Source organism: Mycetocola sp. JXN-3, assembly GCF_014522285.1.
In the GTDB taxonomy this organism is placed as follows: domain Bacteria; phylum Actinomycetota; class Actinomycetes; order Actinomycetales; family Microbacteriaceae; genus Mycetocola; species Mycetocola saprophilus.
Genome location: NZ_CP041635.1, coordinates 3,040,311 through 3,056,599, shown reverse-complemented (window position 1 = coordinate 3,056,599; position 16,289 = coordinate 3,040,311). Strand labels below are relative to the sequence as shown.

At 67.0% G+C, this 16,289-nt stretch carries 17 protein-coding genes and 2 tRNA genes; 15 read left to right on the top strand and 4 right to left on the bottom strand.

All coding sequences use genetic code 11. The features are described 5' to 3' along the window. Positions 1-6: 6 nt before the first annotated feature. Positions 7-78 (top strand) — tRNA-Thr (locus tag C7C57_RS13805). 32 nt (positions 79-110) lie between these two features. Continuing rightward, positions 111-187 (top strand) — tRNA-Met (locus tag C7C57_RS13800). A 98-nt stretch (positions 188-285) separates the two neighbouring features. Here the strand turns inward: C7C57_RS13800 and wecB are convergent. Next, entirely contained in the window at positions 286-1,407 is a 1,122-nt protein-coding gene (gene wecB, locus C7C57_RS13795; RefSeq protein ID WP_187976859.1) for a non-hydrolyzing UDP-N-acetylglucosamine 2-epimerase, read from the bottom strand. 316 nt (positions 1,408-1,723) lie between these two features. Between wecB and C7C57_RS13790 the strand changes: the two genes are divergently transcribed. The 4 genes from C7C57_RS13790 to C7C57_RS13775 are packed head-to-tail and all read left to right on the top strand — an operon-like array spanning position 1,724 to position 4,470. Beyond that, positions 1,724-2,350: a GntR family transcriptional regulator gene (locus C7C57_RS13790; protein ID WP_051702003.1), complete on the top strand. Its 627-nt coding sequence runs from the start codon at positions 1,724-1,726 to the stop codon at positions 2,348-2,350. Positions 2,351-2,397: 47 nt separating this feature from the next. Continuing rightward, positions 2,398-3,096 (top strand): GntR family transcriptional regulator, encoded by a 699-nt coding sequence (locus tag C7C57_RS13785; RefSeq protein ID WP_187976858.1) that lies wholly within the window; start codon positions 2,398-2,400, stop codon positions 3,094-3,096. Next, on the top strand, positions 3,096-3,797 hold the full coding sequence (locus C7C57_RS13780) for a GntR family transcriptional regulator (protein ID WP_187976857.1): 702 nt from the start codon (positions 3,096-3,098) through the stop codon (positions 3,795-3,797). Before C7C57_RS13785 ends, C7C57_RS13780 begins: the two co-directional genes overlap by 1 nt. 1 nt (position 3,798) lies before the next feature. Continuing rightward, entirely contained in the window at positions 3,799-4,470 is a 672-nt protein-coding gene (locus tag C7C57_RS13775; RefSeq protein ID WP_187976856.1) for a GntR family transcriptional regulator, read from the top strand. A gap of 86 nt (positions 4,471-4,556) precedes the next feature. On the opposite strand, the gene C7C57_RS13770 is transcribed toward C7C57_RS13775, so the two are convergent. Next, a complete protein-coding gene (locus C7C57_RS13770) occupies positions 4,557-5,582 on the bottom strand; it encodes a LacI family DNA-binding transcriptional regulator (protein ID WP_187976855.1) in 1,026 nt (341 codons plus the stop codon). 122 nt (positions 5,583-5,704) lie between these two features. Between C7C57_RS13770 and C7C57_RS13765 the strand changes: the two genes are divergently transcribed. The 8 genes from C7C57_RS13765 (at position 5,705) to C7C57_RS13730 (ending at position 13,391) form a co-directional block, all read left to right on the top strand. Then, positions 5,705-6,661, top strand: a complete 957-nt coding sequence (locus C7C57_RS13765) for a nucleoside hydrolase (protein ID WP_211250801.1) — start codon at positions 5,705-5,707, stop codon at positions 6,659-6,661. Further along, positions 6,661-8,088, top strand: coding sequence for an MFS transporter (locus C7C57_RS13760; RefSeq protein WP_187976854.1), 1,428 nt, complete (start codon positions 6,661-6,663; stop codon positions 8,086-8,088). The genes C7C57_RS13765 and C7C57_RS13760 overlap by 1 nt, the downstream gene beginning before the upstream one ends. Positions 8,089-8,199: 111 nt before the next feature. Next, entirely contained in the window at positions 8,200-9,135 is a 936-nt protein-coding gene (locus C7C57_RS13755; RefSeq protein ID WP_187976853.1) for a ribokinase, read from the top strand. Between the two features lie 136 nt (positions 9,136-9,271). Next, positions 9,272-10,558: a hypothetical protein gene (locus tag C7C57_RS13750; protein WP_187976852.1), complete on the top strand. Its 1,287-nt coding sequence runs from the start codon at positions 9,272-9,274 to the stop codon at positions 10,556-10,558. 45 nt (positions 10,559-10,603) lie between these two features. Continuing rightward, on the top strand, positions 10,604-11,170 hold the full coding sequence (locus C7C57_RS13745; protein ID WP_187976851.1) for a histidine phosphatase family protein: 567 nt from the start codon (positions 10,604-10,606) through the stop codon (positions 11,168-11,170). Continuing rightward, a complete protein-coding gene (locus tag C7C57_RS13740) occupies positions 11,167-11,949 on the top strand; it encodes a sulfite exporter TauE/SafE family protein (protein ID WP_255505697.1) in 783 nt (260 codons plus the stop codon). Before C7C57_RS13745 ends, C7C57_RS13740 begins: the two co-directional genes overlap by 4 nt. A 68-nt stretch (positions 11,950-12,017) precedes the next feature. Continuing rightward, a complete protein-coding gene (locus C7C57_RS13735) occupies positions 12,018-12,890 on the top strand; it encodes a VOC family protein (protein ID WP_187976850.1) in 873 nt (290 codons plus the stop codon). 108 nt (positions 12,891-12,998) lie between these two features. Then, entirely contained in the window at positions 12,999-13,391 is a 393-nt protein-coding gene (locus tag C7C57_RS13730) for a hypothetical protein (protein ID WP_187976849.1), read from the top strand. A gap of 270 nt (positions 13,392-13,661) precedes the next feature. Here the strand turns inward: C7C57_RS13730 and C7C57_RS13725 are convergent, their stop codons facing one another. Then, entirely contained in the window at positions 13,662-14,963 is a 1,302-nt protein-coding gene (locus C7C57_RS13725; RefSeq protein ID WP_187976848.1) for a HAMP domain-containing sensor histidine kinase, read from the bottom strand. Continuing rightward, positions 14,956-15,624: a response regulator transcription factor gene (locus C7C57_RS13720; RefSeq protein WP_187976847.1), complete on the bottom strand. Its 669-nt coding sequence runs from the start codon at positions 15,622-15,624 to the stop codon at positions 14,956-14,958. The genes C7C57_RS13725 and C7C57_RS13720 overlap by 8 nt, the downstream gene beginning before the upstream one ends. A 99-nt stretch (positions 15,625-15,723) precedes the next feature. On the opposite strand from C7C57_RS13720, the gene C7C57_RS13715 reads away from it, so the two are divergent. Further along, complete coding sequence (locus C7C57_RS13715; protein ID WP_187976846.1) at positions 15,724-16,269, top strand: GNAT family N-acetyltransferase; 546 nt, start codon at positions 15,724-15,726, stop codon at positions 16,267-16,269. The last annotated feature ends 20 nt before the right edge of the window (positions 16,270-16,289 follow it).

Below are 16,289 nucleotides of genomic sequence, written 5' to 3'. Positions count from 1 at the left end.
GGCAGCGCCCCGATAGCTCAGTGGTAGAGCACTTCCATGGTAAGGAAGGGGTCGCCAGTTCAATCCTGGCTCGGGGCTCGTTCGCTTTCCTTCTATAGGGAGAGAAACGCGGCTGGGTAGCTCAGTTGGTGAGAGCGCACGACTCATAATCGTGAGGTCGCGGGTTCGAATCCCGCTCCAGCTACCAAACGCAACATAACCCGCATCTTCGGATGCGGGTTTTTTGTTGTTGCGGGGTAAACGAAGCGGGGCCGTGCGCCACTCGGCACACGACCCCGGAATGCGTTAGCGGGCTGCGAGGACCCGGGCGGCCTCGGCGATCTTCTTGCTCGCCTGACCGTCGCCGTAGGGCGAGGGGGTGTCCCGCAGTCGCGCGGCGGCCTCCTTGTCTGCCAGGGCCTCGTGAATAGCCTCGGCCAGCTCCAGCTCCGGGGTGATCAGCCGGGCAAAGCCGGCGCGGATGGACTCGGGGCGCTCGGTAGAGCGTCGCACCACCAGCAGTGGCTTCTTCAGAACGGTGACCTCCTCCTGAACCCCGCCGGAGTCCGATACCAGCAGGGTGGCCTCGGCGGCGAGGGCGAGGAAGTCGGCGTGACCGGTTCCGCGCAGCACCGTCACATGGGGGAGGTCCAGGTAGCGCTCCAGGCCAAACTGCTGAATCGCGTTCTCGGTGCGTGGGTGCAGGGTGAAGACCACCGGCAGCTCACTCTGGGCAAGGGTTGCGAGAATCCGCTCCAGGGCCGGGGCGGTGTCGGTGTTTTCGGGGCGGTGGATGGTGGTCAGGATGTATCCCGACGCCACGGTCTCGGCGCCGATCAGGTGGGCCGCCTCATGCGCGCCCTGCTGCCGAGCCAGCTCGGTGGCCTCGACCACGGTATTGCCGGTGATGACCACGCGATGGGCATCCACGTTTTCGCGGCGCAGGTTCTCGGCATTTTCGGGGGTCGCGGCGCAGTGCAGGTCGGCGAGGGCACCCACCACGAGGCGGTTGATCTCCTCGGGCATGCCGCGATCAAATGAGCGCAGCCCAGCCTCGACGTGGACCACCGGAACCCCGAGGTAGTTACCCGCCTGGGCGCCGATCGAGGTGCTATTGGTGTCGCCCTGGACGATGACCGCCGCCACCGGGTGTTGGCGGAAGTGCTCGGTGAGTTCGGTGACCCCGGATCCGATCTGGACGCCGCGCACCGCGCCGGACACCGAGGTCAGGGTGCGGTCGGGCTGACCGATTCCGAGGTCGCGGAAGAACTGTCCGGCCATCCCGTCATCCCAGTGCTGCCCGGTGTGGATGACGCGGGCCCGCGGTCCGAGCTCGCGGATGATTCCGGCTAGCTTGATGATTTCCGGGCGGGTGCCCAGGACGATTGCGATGTCGCCAAGTGAACGGTTGAGTGGCGTGGGAGTCATGACTCACTTTCGGGTTGAGGCGACGCCGGGCAGACCGCACGGAATCGGGGATCTGTGTCCCGGGCACGGGGCCGTCGATTCTGCGGGCGTCTCTTGGAGGTGGTGGAAGCCGCCGTCAACATGCCTTTAACCGAAATTGCAGCAACCGATATGTTATCGTACTGATGCGTCAACGCCGGTTGGAAAGCGTGACGCATATGAAGTGAAATGACGGCGGGAGTGGCCGTGAACCACTGGGCTGGGACGGTTGGTGTGAGCCGACTTTGTTCCCTCGAATCTCGCCGCATCACAATCGTGATTCGAGAAAGGCGACGCCATGCCCATTCCCCTCAGTTCGGGGCGACCGCCCGGTCGTGCGCTCCTGCGCGTACGCGCGCTGGATCGGCTCACCGAGGCAATCGTGGACGGAACACTTGAGCCGGGGGAGCGGTTGCGGGATCAGGATCTCAGCGAGTGGCTCCAGGTTTCCCGCACGCCGATCCGGGAGGCGATCGCACGCCTGTCGGAAATCGGACTGATTGAGCTGGAGCCCAACCGATATACCCGTGTCACCGATCTCGATCCGGAGGCAATCAATGAGACCTGCCGTGCGCTGGGCACCATCGTCGCCGGGGCTCTGCTGAGGCAGCCCGAGCTATGGGTGAGCAGCGTCGAGGCGGCGGGGGTCAAGCATTTGCTGACCGGCCGGGCGGCACTTTCTCATTTCTGGCGGCTCACCGATCATCTGATTGCGACCGTGCGGAGCGAGCCCCTACAGACGGCGGTGGACGCCTACCGCCCGGTAATCTCTCGCGCGTCGACCCTGTGCATGGATGAATCGGATATTGACCGCTATCAACTGCTGTTGGCCTCGGCGGTCGAGTCTGCCGACCCGACCCGGGCGGCGCGGACCTATCAGGGCCTGTTGGAGTCCCTTATCGGGGAGAGAATTCGGCCGAAATAGGCGTTTTTAGATAACCGATATTCAATATATTGACATACTATTTTGCTATGTCGAACTTTGTAGTTCCCGCCCGTGTGACCCGTACTCCGGTGCGGGAAATTGTCTACGACAGCCTCCTGGATCTGATGAGCCGTGGCGAGCTGGTGCCGGGCGAAATCATTCGGGATGAGGAGATTGCCACCTGGCTCGGGGTGTCTCGGCCTCCGGTGCGCGAGGCGCTGGCAATGCTCGAAGCCAATGGTTTTGTAAACTCCCGAATCAACGGCGGCGTGCGGATCGCCGAGGAGAGTGACCGCGACATCGCGATTCGCGAGCGCATGCTGGTCTCGCTCCTCTCCATCGCCGCCGAGGCTGTGGTGCTTCCGCTGCGGGGGGACGATCGGGCCCGCGTGGATGCGGCCTACGCGCGAGTGAGCGAACAGACCTCTACCGGCACCGATGCCCTGCTCGCGGTGGTGGAGTTCGACCGCGTGATGATCGATCTCGCACACTCGGCCACCCTGACCAAGGCCTACCGTGATCGGCTGATGCCGATGCAGATTCGGTTGGCCAATTCCGGCACCTCGGTGCGCGGACTGGGGCGAGATCGCGACGACGTGCGGGGGATCTACGAGCTGCTGATCGGCGCGGATCATCCGGCGCTGATGGCCAGACTCGAGGGCCTGCGGGCCGGCGCGGTCGCGGTGCTGCTGGAGGCACGCACCCATGATGGTGCGGAAACCGTCGAGGACGGGGAGGTGGCCTGATGCCGATTCCCACCCGTCAGGCACCGCCGGTGGCGCGTCCACGGATCGCCGATGAGATTGCCCAGATACTCGAGGAAATGATCATCAGCGGGGCGCTTCCGCCGGGCACCCCGCTCACCGATGAGGGTTTGGCCGAGCGGTTTGGTGCCTCCCGCACCCCCGTGCGGGAGGCGCTCAACCTGCTGTCGGCCCAGGGGTTTGTCATTACCGTGCCCCAGCGCGGAACCACGGTCTCTCCGGTCGAGCCCACGCTGTTTCGGGACGCGATCCAGGTGTATCACTCGCTGTTCGCACTGGCGCTTGCCGAGGCGACCCCGCTGCTCACGGTCGAGGATGCCAAACGCCTCACCCGAACCCGCGACACCCACTTGGCCAACGTGGAGGCGGGCCAGGCGTCGCTCAGGCACAACGATATTTCGGATGCGTTCTACGGTGTGTATTTCGACCGCTACAACAACCGTGTGCTCGATCAAATCCGCGCCCGGGTGTCCCCTCAGCTCCGCCGGGCGTTCATCGTCTTCGGGGGCCGTATCGAGGCCTGCGCGGCCGAGTCCCAGACGATTTTCCGCGAGCTGATTGATGCCTCGCTGCGTGGCGATGCCGATGCGGCGGTTGAGGCGCTGGAACGACACACGGCCCTCATCCTGACGGCGCTGGCCGTCGACGAGAATTCACCCACCCACCACACCGAGGGGTCCTAGGATGCCGCTGCCCACCCCGCGCACCCGAGTCGTGCGCAAGACCCTGGCCGACAGCGTCTATGACGATCTGTACGACGCGATCCTCAGCGGAGACCTCGCCCCCGGCGAGATCCTGAACGATAAGGCGATTGCCGAAACCTACGGGATGTCGCGGACCCCGGTTCGGGAGGCGCTGCGCAAGCTGAGCCTGTATCAGCTGGTGGAGATGGTGCCCAGCAAGTACAACCGGGTCATGCCCAGCGACGAGCGCAGCATTCTTGAGGCTGCCAACACCATGTACGGCCTGTACGAGGTGTGTGTGCGCGAGGGGATCGCGCATGTGGATGAGGCGGCGCGCACGAAGCTTGAACGGCTGGCGGCGAGTATCGCCGTGGCCGCCCAGGATGAGGATCGACGTCCCCTCACCGAGGACAGTTACCAGTACTTTAGGCTCCTGGCCGAGCTCAGCGGCAACGTGCTGTTGCCGGATCTGATGCATCAGGTTGCGCCGCAGGCTTCTCGGGTGCTGGCGCCCCGGGCCGGGGTCAGTGCTCCCGACATCGTGGGTGAGAACTTTGCGGCGATCCATCGGGCCGTGCTGGACGGGGACCGGGACGCGGCGCTGGTGGCGCTGAACGCGATGACCGAGCCCAGCCGCGAGGCGTTTCGCCGGCTGATGCGCGAGGCCGACTAGGCGGTCTGGCCGCGTGCCGGACCACCCGGTGTTGCGGTTGCCTAGGCGGTCTGGCCGCGTGCCGGACCAGCCGGTGTTGCGGTTGCCTAGGCGGTCGAGCCTCGGACGATTAGGGTTGCCCCCAGCAGCGGGGTTTTCACCGGGTCGGGGGTGAGGCGCTGCGCCTGCAGGGCCTGCACCGCCCCGCGGCCGAGCGCCTCGCCGGGGAGTTCGACGGTGGTCAGCGCGGGGGAGACGATCGCCGAGGCCGGGAGGTTATCGAACCCGGTGACCGCGAGATCCTCGGGGACGCGCACGCCGAGGGAGCGGGCGGCGCTGAGTACACCGTAGGCGTGGGAGTCGGTGGCGCAGACCAGGGCGGTCACCCCGGCATCGCGCCAGGTGGGCCAGAACCGGGCAAACACCGCGGCCGCCGCATCGGGGTCGATCAGGCTCGCGGCCTCGGGCAGGGCGACGTACTCGATGCCGCGTTCCCGGGCGCCGTTTTCCACCAGGATGCGGCGCAGCTCGAAAGTTTCGGTGCGGGTGCGGCTGTCGAGGTAGCCGATCCGGGTGTGGCCGCGCTCGGCCAGGTGGTCCAGCAGGGCGCTGATCCCGTCGGCCAGGTCGAAGTTCACGGTGGTGGCCTGGGTTTCGCGGCCCGGGGCGTCGAGGAGGACCAGCGGCGCACCGGCGGGAAGGTCGCGCAGGAAGGCGTCGTCGGGGGCCTCGACCAGGATGCCAGCGGGGCGTAGGGCGATCAGCCGGTGCACGTCCGAGGCGCTGGGGTTTCGTCCCTCGCCGGTGACCGAGAGCAGCAGCTGAAACTCGCTGCCGAGCTCGTTCTTGATGCCCGAGATGACCCGGCCGTAAAACGGGTTGGAGAGGTCTGGGGCGATCAGGATGACCACGTTGCTGGTCCCGCGGGCCAGCGAGGAGGCCGTGTGATCCACCACATAGCCGAGGGATTCCACGGCGTTCTGCACCCGCTCGATATTGGCGTCGGAGACGCGGCCGGCGGTTTTTCCGTTGACCACGAGTGAGACGGTGGCAATCGAGGTGCCGGCGAGTTCGGCTACCTGTGCGGCCGTCACCCGGCGTGGGCGCGGGACGGCGGACGGGGTGCGTGGCATTCGTTTAGTCTAGCGCCGCCGCGGAATCCGGCGAACAAGTGTACGTCAAGCGATTAACGTGTTATCGTAAAGCGCTTGACGTTACTCGCACCGCCCTCCCCCAGTGGTGCCCTGCCCCAAGGATGTGGAAAATGACCAAGAAGATTATTCTGGACTGTGACCCCGGACACGATGACGCGGTAGCCCTGCTGCTGGCCCACGGTAACCCGGAGATCGAACTGCTCGCGGTGACCACCGTGGTGGGAAACCAGACCCTGCCCAAGGTGACGCACAACGCCCTGTCCGTTGCCCGCGTCGCCGGAATCACCGGTGTGCCCTTCGCCGCCGGTGCCTCGCGCCCGCTGGTGCGCGACATCGAGGTGGCCCCCGACATTCACGGTGAGTCCGGACTGGACGGCCCCGTGCTGCCCGAGCCGACCATCGAGCTGGACCCGCGCCACGCGATCGACCTGATCATCGACACCATCATGGCCCACGAGCCCGGCACCGTGACCCTGGTTCCGACCGGTGGCCTCACCAACATCGCGATGGCCGCGCGCAAGGAGCCGCGCATCGTCGAGCGGGTCAAGGAGGTTGTCCTGATGGGTGGCGGTTACCACGTGGGTAACTGGTCGGCCGTCGCCGAGTTCAACATTAAGATCGACCCCGAGGCCGCTCACATCGTCTTCAACGAGTCCTGGCCGGTTGTCATGGTGGGTCTCGACCTGACCCACCAGGCCCTCGCCACCGACGAGGTTGCCGCCCAGATCGCCGCCGTGGGCACCAAGCCCGCCAAGTTCGTGGGCGAGCTGCTGGACTTCTTCGCCCTCGCCTACAAGGACGCCCAGGGCTTCACCGCACCCCCGGTCCACGACCCGTGCGCCGTGGCCTACGTGATCGACCCGACCATCGTCAAGACCGTCAAGGTCCCGATCGACATCGAGCTCACCGGCACCCTGACCCTCGGCATGACCGTGGCCGACTTCCGCGCCGCGGCCCCCGAGGACTGCAACACCTGGGCAGCCACCGAGCTGGACGCCCCGCGCTTCTGGAACCTCGTCACCGAGGCCCTGGAGAACATCGGCGAGGTTGACTTCTAATGAACACCCTCGCCCAGAAGCCCGCCGTGCGCGTGGGCGCACTGATGGCCGCGCTGCTGGCGGCGTGTGTCGCCTTCCAGCTCAACGCCTCGATGCTGAGCCCCGCCCTGGTCACCATGGCCAAGGAGCTGAACACCGACGACGCGACCATCGGCCTGTCGCAGACCATGTTCTTCACCGCCGCGGCACTGTTCTCGCTGTTCCTCCCGCGCCTGAGTGACATCATCGGCCGCAAGCGCGTCCTGCTGGGCATGCTCGTGCTGATGACCATCGGTACCGTCGTGGCCGCGCTGGCCACCAACGTCGAGATGCTGTTTGTGGGCCGCATCATCCAGGGTGTGACCGGGCCCGTTGTGCCGGTAACCCTGCTGATGCTCCGCAACGAGATCACCGAGCCCAAGCGCTACGGCACGATGATGGGAATCATCACCGCCGTCAACGGTGGTATCGCCGGTATCGACGCCCTCGCCGGCGGCTGGCTCGTCTCCAACCACGGTTTCCGTTCGGTGTTCTGGACCATGGCCGTTGTCGCCGTGCTGGCCATCGTATTTGTGCTCCTGTGGGCACCCGAGAGCCGCCCGTCCAAGGGCACCAAGATGGACTGGTGGGGTGTGCTGCCGCTGGTCGTCTCGATCGGTTCCCTGCTGACCTTCCTGAACTTCCTCGGTGCCGCCAACGACTCCAACTGGTACATCATCTGGGCGCTGCCGGTGCTGGGTCTGGTGTCCTTCTGGGTGTTCTGGATCCTCGAGTCCAAGCTCGCCGCACCGCTGGTCCCGCCGCGCTACCTCAAGCAGCGCTCGAGCTGGGCCCTGCTGGTCACCACGCTGCTCACCATGACCGGTGTGTTCGCGGTGGTCAACGGTCTGGTTGCCTCGCTCGCACAGAACGCTCAGGCGGGCTTCGGCCTGGAAGCCGACCTCACCTCGCTGGCCTTCCTGATGCCGTATGCGGTGGCCGGATGGATCGTCGGTCCGTTCGCGGGCCGCCTGGCCCCGACCTTCGGCTACCTCAACGTGATGCGGGTCGGTATGGCCGGCACCATTGTGGGCACCATCGTGATGGCGTTCGTGGGTGTGCACTCGCTGCCGGTCCTGATCATCACCACGATCCTGCTGGGTATCACCTATGCGGGTATCGGAAACATCATGCTCAACGGTCTGGGTATCGTGCTCTCGCCCAAGGACAACCCCGGCTTCCTGCCGGGTCTGAACGCCGGTGCGTTCAACCTGGGTGCGGGCCTGAGCTTCGCGATCCTGCCTGCCGTGCAGCTGATCTTCACGGTTCAGGGTGACCCCACCTCGACCACCGGATACACCGCGGGCATGCTCGCCGGTGCGATCATCTCGCTGGCCGGTTTCGCGATGAGCTTCCTCATCCCGGCACCGAAGGACGCCGAGGTTTCGGCGCCGGTCGCCACCAAGTAGTCAATCCCTCATATCCTAGGGACGGGTCCCCGTCGGCCACCGCCGATGGGGACCCACACGTATTACCATCCCCTCACCCCACCACCCGCCCGGGTAGGAAAGGACACCCCCATGACCGACGGTCAGATTCTTGTGGTTGGCTCCCTGAACGCCGACCTCGTGGTGCAGACGGCACGCTTCCCGCAGCCCGGCGAAACCCTCACCGGGTCCGAGCTCCGGGTGATCCCCGGCGGTAAGGGCGCGAACCAGGCGGTAGCAGCGGGGCGTCTGGGCGGAAACGTGGCAATGGTGGGGGCGCTGGGATCCGACGCCAACGGCCAGCTGCTGCGCGAGTCGGTCGAGGCCTCGGGTGTGGATACCACGCACGTGGCCACCCTGGCGGATGTGGCCACCGGAACCGCGGTGATCACCGTGGATGCCGAGGGCGAAAACACCATCATCGTTTCCCCGGGTGCCAACGGCCGCCTGGGGGTGGCCGAGCTGGATGCGGCGGCGAGCCTGTTTGAGCGCGCCTCGATCCTCTGCCTGTGCCTGGAAATCGACATCGACGTGGTACTCGAATCCGCCCGTCGCGCCCGCGCCGCCGGGGCCCAGGTTCTGCTGAACCTCTCGCCCTACGGCCCGGTGCCCGCCGAGCTGCTGGAGCTGACCGACATCCTGCTGATTAACGAGCACGAGGCCGCCGATCTGCTGGGGCTCACCCCCGAGCAGGTGCTGACCGCCGGCGGCGAGCAGACCCGGGCCGCACTCACCGAGCACGGGATTCCGCGTGCGGTGATCACCGCGGGGGCCGCCGGCAGCATCGTGTTTGACACCGAGGCGGACGCGGTTGCCGTGTCCTCCCCGAAGGTCAACGCGGTGGACACCACCGGCTGCGGCGACGCCTTCATGGGGGCGCTCGCCCTGCGCCTGGCCGCCGGGGATGTCCTCGCCGAGGCCGCCGGATATGCGGCGACCGTGGGCAGCTTTGCGGCCACCGGCGCGGGTGCCCAGGCGTCCTACCCGACCCCGGAGCAGCTCGCCGAATTTATGGCCTCGCACCGCTAAATCCTCACGCGCAGCGCCGGTGTGCCCCTCGGGGTGCGCCGGCGCTCGGTGGTTAACGGGGTAATTCCCTGGGGTGTTTGCCACACCGATTGCGCCAGGCCGGACTAGGGTGGAGGCCAAGACCGGGGGAGGCGGCATGGTGGTAGAGGACGGCGGCGCGGCATCACGGATCGATCCGAGCGCGGAGATGGCACTCGGCGGGACGGCCGAGCAGGGTAATCCGGGCGTGGGCGGGATTCTGGGGGATGCCGGGACGACGGTCCCGCTGGTCAATCCGAGCCTGGGCCTGGCGATCCTGCGCGAGCAGGAACGCTACTGGGCCACCCTCGGAAGGCACGTGATGGGAGCGGCGTTCCCGCTCGCGGGGATCGCGATCCTCGCCGGGGTGGGGGAGCTCAGCCGCGGCAGCGCCACCGATATCTCGCTCCGCTTCGAAATCTCGACCGGGTCGGCGCTCGGGGCGCTGGGTATCCTGGCCACCATCATCGTGGCCCTGCAGATTGCCGTGCGCACGCCCGGGGACGATCCCGACGATGCGGTGCCCGAGCAGCTGGCCCGGCAGCGGGTGCTGGAATCCCTGGCCGAGGTCGCGGGCATGGCGGCCATCGCCGTCGCGGTGGCCACCGCCATCGCCAACTTCCCCGTGGATAGCGTGGTGGACATCCCCGCGCAGTTTGGCCCGCCTTTCGGGGGGCTGCTGCTGGCGGTGCTTGCCGCCGATGCGGCCTGTGCGTCGGAGAACCGGCTGGATCCGCTGGTGCGTCGGGCCTCCCGCAAGATCGTACTGGCGCGGATCGACCTGCTACTGCGCAGCCACGCGGATCTGCGCACGTCGCCGTTCTGGCTGCGCCTCGCCCAGATCATCTTTGTGGTGGTGGGGGTGCCCGCCGGAGTCACCGCGATCTCGGTGCTGCTGTGGCCCGCCACCACCCAGTGGAGTATCCCGGTGCGGGCGTCGACCCTGGTGTTCCTGACCGTCTTCTACGCGGTGGGGAGCACGCTCTATGTGCAGGCGCGGCTGCGTCGGCAGACGATCCGGGCGGTCGAGGTGGGGGTCGTGGTGATCGGGGTGGGTGCCACCACCGTGAGCATTATTGCCGCGCTGGGCCTGGGCGGCAGCCTGCACGATATCGTGCTGTCCGATACCCGCGGCCTGATCGTGCACATTCTTGCCTCAAGTTTCCTGGTCTTCTCCCCGCTGGTGGTGGTGTTCCTGCTGTGTGGACGGCTGCCGGGTGGGTATCCGGGACTCGGACTGGACGCGATCCTGGTGATGTCCCGCTTCCGGCTGCGGCAGGAACGCGGCACCGCCGCCGCCCCGCGCCGGGCCTACGGTCGCTGGGTCTGGATCGGCGTCGCGGTGCTGGCGGTGCTCGGGATCGCCTGGGTTGTGACCCTGTACGTCCTGAACCCCGCGCTGTAACCGCGCCGGGGTAGTCTGCTGGAAGAGAATAGGAAGGCTTCATCCATGCAGATCACCCTCATTCGCCACGGTCAAACCGACTGGAACCACCAGCGCAGGCTGCAGGGTGCCACCGATGTGCCCCTGAACGAGACCGGGCGGGAGCAGGCGCGCACGGCCGGCGCCACCCTGCCGCGTGCCTTTGACGTGGTGACCTCCTCGCCGCTGGGGCGTGCCCGCGAGACCGCGGCGCTGCTGGCGGCCCAGCTCGACCTGGAGGTTGTGGGCGCGTATCCCGCGATCACCGAGCGCTCGTTCGGCGAGGCCGAGGGCAAGACCGGTCCCGAGGTTATGGAGCTGTGGCCGGATCGGAACTACCCGGGGCAGGAATCCGAGCAGGCCCTGGTCGCGCGTGCGCTGGTGGGCCTGGACGAGATCGCCGCCGCCCACCCGGGGGAGCGGGTGCTGGCGGTCAGCCACGGCGCGCTGATCCGCCTGCTGACCGAGGCGGTGTCGGGGGCCGGACGCGAGCCCGTGGCAAACCTGGAACCGGTGTCCTTCGAGCGGGTCGGGGAGACCTGGCGCGTGGTGGCAACGCCCGCGGGCTCGGTCGACTCGGCGCTCTCGGCGTGAGCGCGACCGCCTCTCGCCGCATCACCTGGCTGATCGTCATCGGCCTCGCGGCCGGATTCCTCTCGGGCCTGTTTGGGGTGGGCGGCGGCATCCTGATGGTGCCCGCGCTGATCTTCCTGGCCGGGTTCGATAATCGAAAGGCCGCCGGAACCTCGCTCGCGGCGATCGTGCCCACCTCGCTGGTGGGGGTCTTCAGCTATGCCGGGTCGGGGGAGGTGCACTGGGTCGCCGGGCTGATCCTGGCCGCGGGCTCGGTGGTGGGCGCGCAGATCGGCGCGTTCCTGCTGGAACGGATCCCCAAGCGGGCGCTGCAGTGGGCCTTCATCGCCTTCCTGGTGGTGGTGATCGTGCAGCTGTTCCTGGTGGTTCCGGTGCGCGGAGCCGAGATCGAATTATACCCGGGATCGATTGTCGGCCTGGTGGGGCTGGGCCTGGCTACCGGCATCCTCTCGGGGCTGCTGGGCATCGGCGGCGGGATCATCATCGTGCCGATGCTGGTGATGCTCTTCGGGGCGAGCGACCTGCTGGCCAAGGGAACCTCTCTGCTGATGATGATTCCGACCGCGATCTCGGGCACCGTGGGTAACGTGATCCGCCGCAACGTGGATCTGCCGGCCGCGGCCATCGTCGGGGTCTCGGCGTGTGTGACCACGGCGCTGGGATCCACCGTCGCCAAGCTGCTGAGCCCGGAGGTGGCGAACATCCTGTTTGCCGCGTTTATCGCGGTGATCGCGGCGCGGATGATCCTGCAGATTGTGCGCGAGCGTCGCTCCCGCTAGTTACTTGACGCTTCAACTATTCGGGGGTATCTTTTAGTTGTAGCTTTAACTAATCGAGGGAGCGTGTGATGAGTACCGAGAACATTCTGGCGGCCGGAACGCAGATGGGTGAGGTCGAGCTTTTGGTGCGCGACCTGGACCTGATGACGCGCTTCTATCACGAGGCCGTGACCCTCGATGTGCAGCAGGCCGAGGGCGACACCGTGATCCTGGGGCGTGACGGCATCTCGGCGCTCAAGCTGCGTCGCGAAACCGACCTGCCGCCGCTGCGTCCGGGGGATGCGGGCCTCTACCACTCGGCCCTGCTCTTCCCCGACCAGAGCTCGCTGGCGCTCGCCGTGGCTACGGTCGCCAGCCGCGAGCCGCGCTCCTTCTCGGGGAGCGCCGATCACCTCTACAGCGAGGCGTTCTACTTTGACGACCCCGAGGGCAACGGGCTCGAACTCTACCGCGACCGTCCGCGCGACCAGTGGACCTACGAGGCCGGCGGACGCATCCGCGGGGCCACGCTGCCGCTGGATCCCAACGCGTTCCTGCGCACCCACCTCACCGAGGACGTGATCGCCGCGCCGCCGCGCGAGGGCATGACCCTCGGCCACATTCACCTGCAGGTCGGCAACCTCGAACAGGCTCGATCCTTCTATGTGGACACCCTCGGATTCGAGATCAAGACCGAGCTGCCGCAGGCCCTGTTCATCTCGGCTGGCGGATACCACCACCACATCGGAATGAACACCTGGCGCAGCAACGGGGCCGGTCCCCGCGCCGCGACCTTCGGGCTGGGGATCGTGGACATCACCGTGCCCGCCCGGGTGGATATCGATGCGCTGGCCTCCCGCCTCACCTTCGCCGGGATCCAGTTCGGCTTCGACGGCCAGACCCTGCTCTTCGAGGACCCCTGGAAGACCAAACTGCGGGTGCGCGCCGCCGAGCTGAGCTAGGTTTCGCGCGAAGCTGGATATTGCACAAAACGCTTACGTCCTGACGACAGCGACTTTGATGAGATGAACTCGTAGCCACCACCCGGTGGCAGAAAAACGAGGGAAATCATGTTTAGCAAGACTCAGAAGATCCTGACCGGTTCCGCCCTGGCACTCGGCGTGGGTGTGCTCGGGATTGCCGCCGCCGGGGCGGCCAACGCGGCCGATTCCGGCAGCAAGGATGACGCGGGCGCTCACGCGGTCCAGCTCAAGGAGGTGCCCGGCGTCAAGCTCCCCACCGACGCACCGAAGGGTACCGCCATCGAGGTTGGTCCGGTGGATGCACAGAAGCTCCTCAAGGACGCTGGACATAACGTCACCGGTTCCTCCACCCTGGTCCCGGTTCCGGGCGTGAAGCTGCCCACCGATGTGAAGATCGGTCACGCGACCGTGGTGGGCCCGATCGATCCCGCGACCATTCCCGCGGGTCCGCACACCACCGCTCCGGCGCCGAAGGCATAGCCCGCGGCGGCGGTTCGGGACAACGGCACGGGCCGTCGGGTGTGACACCACTCGGCGGCCGGTGTCGTTGTGTCTGCTCGGGGTGACTTGCAGCAACGAGGTCGGCGGTCGGTGTCGTTGTGTCCGCTCGGGGTGACTTGCAGCAACAAGGTCGGCGGCCGGTGTCGTTGTGTCTGCTCGGGGTGACTTGCAGCAACGAGGCCGGCGGCACGTTCCGTTGTGTATGCGAGGGATGACTGGTAGCCGTTGGGTGGGCGGCCCGATTCGGCCCTATCTAGAGATGCTCGCCCGGGCCTCTTCGGTGAAAACGCCACCCGAGGAAGGGATGGTCACGGTCACCCGTAACCCACCCTCGCGCCCGGGCTCCAACACCAGCGAGCCGCGATGGGCGGTGACGATTGCGTCCACCAGGGCCAACCCCAGACCGTGGGTATCCGCCGGCCGCTGGTTTCCGGATCCCGAACCCATAGAAGCCACCGGCTCGGCGAGCCGGGTCCGCACCCGGAAGAACGGCTCGGTGAGCCGGGTGATCTGCTCGGGGGCCAGCTCCTCGCCGGAGTTTTCCACCCGCAGCAGCGCCGACCCATCGGGCAGCAATGTGGTGCCGACGCTCAGCCATCCGCCGGCGTCCCCGTGCCGAATCGCGTTGCGCACCAGATTGTCGGTGAGCCTACTGAGCAGGACCTTATCTCCGCGCAGCGGTGCCGAGCCCAGGTCGGGGCGCATGTCGATGCCCCGGTTCGCGGCGGCCTCCGCCTGCTCGGCCAGGACCTGGGTGGTGATGTCGGCGAGGTTGGTCTCCTCGTGACCGGGCGGATTCGCCCCGATCGTGGCGAGATCCAACAGCGCATCCACGATGGTCAGGTTACGGGTGTTGGTGACCGCGAGCTTATCGAGCAGCGCGGCGGTTTCGGGATCCACGTTTCCGTCCCGGGCCACATCCAGCAGCAGCGCGGTGGTGCCGAGCGGGGTGCGCAGCTCATGGGAGGCGTTGGCGGCGAAGCGTTCATGGGCGGCGAAGGTCTGTTCCAGCCGCTCCAGCATGGTGTCAAAGGTGGTGGCCAGACCGGTGAATTCGTCGCGGGCGCCGGTGGGGGCGAGGCGATGGCTGAGCTCTCCCGCGGCGGCACGGGAGGCGGCGCGGTCGAGGTCGCGCAGCGGGCGCAGGATCCGCCCGGCCATCACATAGCTCAGGAAGATCCCCAGCGCCCCGAGCAGCACCAGCGCGGTGATGCCGATCACCAGGGCGGCGCGGAACAGGTCTTCGGGACTCGACACCTCCCCGATCGCCACGGCCACCCCGGCCGGCGCGGGCGCCGTGGTGGTTGTCGAGGGGTCCAGGGTCGCCCCGGGCACCGGGACCAGGCTCGCACCAATCGAACCGGCGGTCCCATCGGCCAGGGCTGCGGTGCGGAAGTTATAGGAGGGGAGGTAGCGGATCATGATCGAGATCAGCACCACCATCGCGGTGCCCATGGCCAGGATCAGCCCCGAGGTAACCAGGGTGAGCCGGGTGCGCGCGGTGAAACGGGCCGGACGCACCTCGGGGGTCGTGTCCGTTTCCCTAGGCATCGCGCAGGCCCAGCCGGTATCCCACCCCGGAAACCGTCTGAATGACCCAGGGCTCACCGAGCTTCTTGCGCAGGGCCGAGACGGTCATCCGGGTGGAGTTGGTAAACGGGTTGGCGTTCTCGTCCCAGGCCTTCTCCAGCAGGGTCTCGGCGCTGACCGGCGACCCATCGGCGGCGAGGATGATCTCCAGCACCGCAAACTCCTTCCGGGAGAGCCGGATCGGGGTGCCGTCCCGGGTGACCTCATGACGGAAGGAGTCCAGCTCGATTCCGAATCCCGAAAGCACCGGGGGCAGCGCTCGCCTCGGACGCCGGGCCAACGCGCGGATGCGGACCACCAGCTCGGCAAGGTCGAAGGGCTTTGTCAGGTAATCGTCAGCCCCCAACTCGAATCCGGCGACCTTTTCCCCGAGGCGTCGGGCCGCGGTGAGCATGAGGACGGGTACCGGGTCGGGGGAGTCCACGATCCGGCGGCACACCTCGTCGCCGTGCATCCCCGGAAGATCGCGGTCCAGCACACACACGTCGTAGTCGTTGAGGGACAGGAGTTCCAGCGCATCCAGGCCGTCGTGGCAGACATCCACGGCCATCGATTCCCGGGTCAGCGCGATGCGCAGGGTGTCGGCAAAAATCTGTTCGTCATCAACGATGAGTACCCGCATGTTCACTCCCGGGGTTCTGCACGCACGCGAATCGGGCGGCACCGCCAGTGAACCACACCGGATATAAAAAAATCATCAGATCGGGTTTACAATTTTTTAGTGAATACCCTAGCTCTGCGCCTTGCCACCGAATCCGATATCCCCACCATCGTTCCCCTGATCGTCCGCGCGTACCGCGGGAATGAGTCCGGCTGGACCAGCGAGGGCAACATGTTTGAGCACGACCGGATCGATGAGGTCGAGATGCTGGCCGAGCTGAGCATCCCCGACACCGACATGATTCTGGCCCACGCTGAGGATGGCACGCTGGTGGGTTGCGGCCTGATCCGAAAGATCGCCCTGGACCGTGCCTACTTCGGCCTGTTCGCGGTGAACCCCGACTATCAGGGTGGCGGCGTCGGCAAGGCCGTGCTCGCCCGGGTCGAGGAGCATGCGGCCACCGTGTTTGGTGTGGACGCGATCGAGATGACCGTGCTGGGCCCCCGCCCCGAGTTGGTCGAGTTCTACGGCCGCCGCGGCTATGTTCCCACCGGCGAGATTCGCGAGCTGCCCGCCGAGGTCATCCTCAGCGAGAGTGGCAAGCTCCTCGACATGAGCATGAAGGTGCTGCAGAAGGACCTGCACCCGGCTTCGGTCGCCGCCTAGGCGACCGCGGACCCTCCGGA

Excerpts from the sequence above, each read along its gene's own strand:
- wecB (WP_187976859.1), bottom strand. The coding sequence starts at position 1,407 with ATGACTCCCACGCCACTCAACCGTTCACTTGGCGACATCGCAATCGTC.
- C7C57_RS13790 (WP_051702003.1), top strand. The coding sequence starts at position 1,724 with ATGCCCATTCCCCTCAGTTCGGGGCGACCGCCCGGTCGTGCGCTCCTG.
- C7C57_RS13785 (WP_187976858.1), top strand. The coding sequence starts at position 2,398 with ATGTCGAACTTTGTAGTTCCCGCCCGTGTGACCCGTACTCCGGTGCGG.
- C7C57_RS13780 (WP_187976857.1), top strand. The coding sequence starts at position 3,096 with ATGCCGATTCCCACCCGTCAGGCACCGCCGGTGGCGCGTCCACGGATC.
- C7C57_RS13775 (WP_187976856.1), top strand. The coding sequence starts at position 3,799 with ATGCCGCTGCCCACCCCGCGCACCCGAGTCGTGCGCAAGACCCTGGCC.
- C7C57_RS13770 (WP_187976855.1), bottom strand. The coding sequence starts at position 5,582 with ATGCCACGCACCCCGTCCGCCGTCCCGCGCCCACGCCGGGTGACGGCC.
- C7C57_RS13765 (WP_211250801.1), top strand. The coding sequence starts at position 5,705 with ATGTGGAAAATGACCAAGAAGATTATTCTGGACTGTGACCCCGGACAC.
- C7C57_RS13760 (WP_187976854.1), top strand. The coding sequence starts at position 6,661 with ATGAACACCCTCGCCCAGAAGCCCGCCGTGCGCGTGGGCGCACTGATG.
- C7C57_RS13755 (WP_187976853.1), top strand. The coding sequence starts at position 8,200 with ATGACCGACGGTCAGATTCTTGTGGTTGGCTCCCTGAACGCCGACCTC.
- C7C57_RS13750 (WP_187976852.1), top strand. The coding sequence starts at position 9,272 with ATGGTGGTAGAGGACGGCGGCGCGGCATCACGGATCGATCCGAGCGCG.
- C7C57_RS13745 (WP_187976851.1), top strand. The coding sequence starts at position 10,604 with ATGCAGATCACCCTCATTCGCCACGGTCAAACCGACTGGAACCACCAG.
- C7C57_RS13735 (WP_187976850.1), top strand. The coding sequence starts at position 12,018 with ATGAGTACCGAGAACATTCTGGCGGCCGGAACGCAGATGGGTGAGGTC.
- C7C57_RS13730 (WP_187976849.1), top strand. The coding sequence starts at position 12,999 with ATGTTTAGCAAGACTCAGAAGATCCTGACCGGTTCCGCCCTGGCACTC.
- C7C57_RS13725 (WP_187976848.1), bottom strand. The coding sequence starts at position 14,963 with ATGCCTAGGGAAACGGACACGACCCCCGAGGTGCGTCCGGCCCGTTTC.
- C7C57_RS13720 (WP_187976847.1), bottom strand. The coding sequence starts at position 15,624 with ATGCGGGTACTCATCGTTGATGACGAACAGATTTTTGCCGACACCCTG.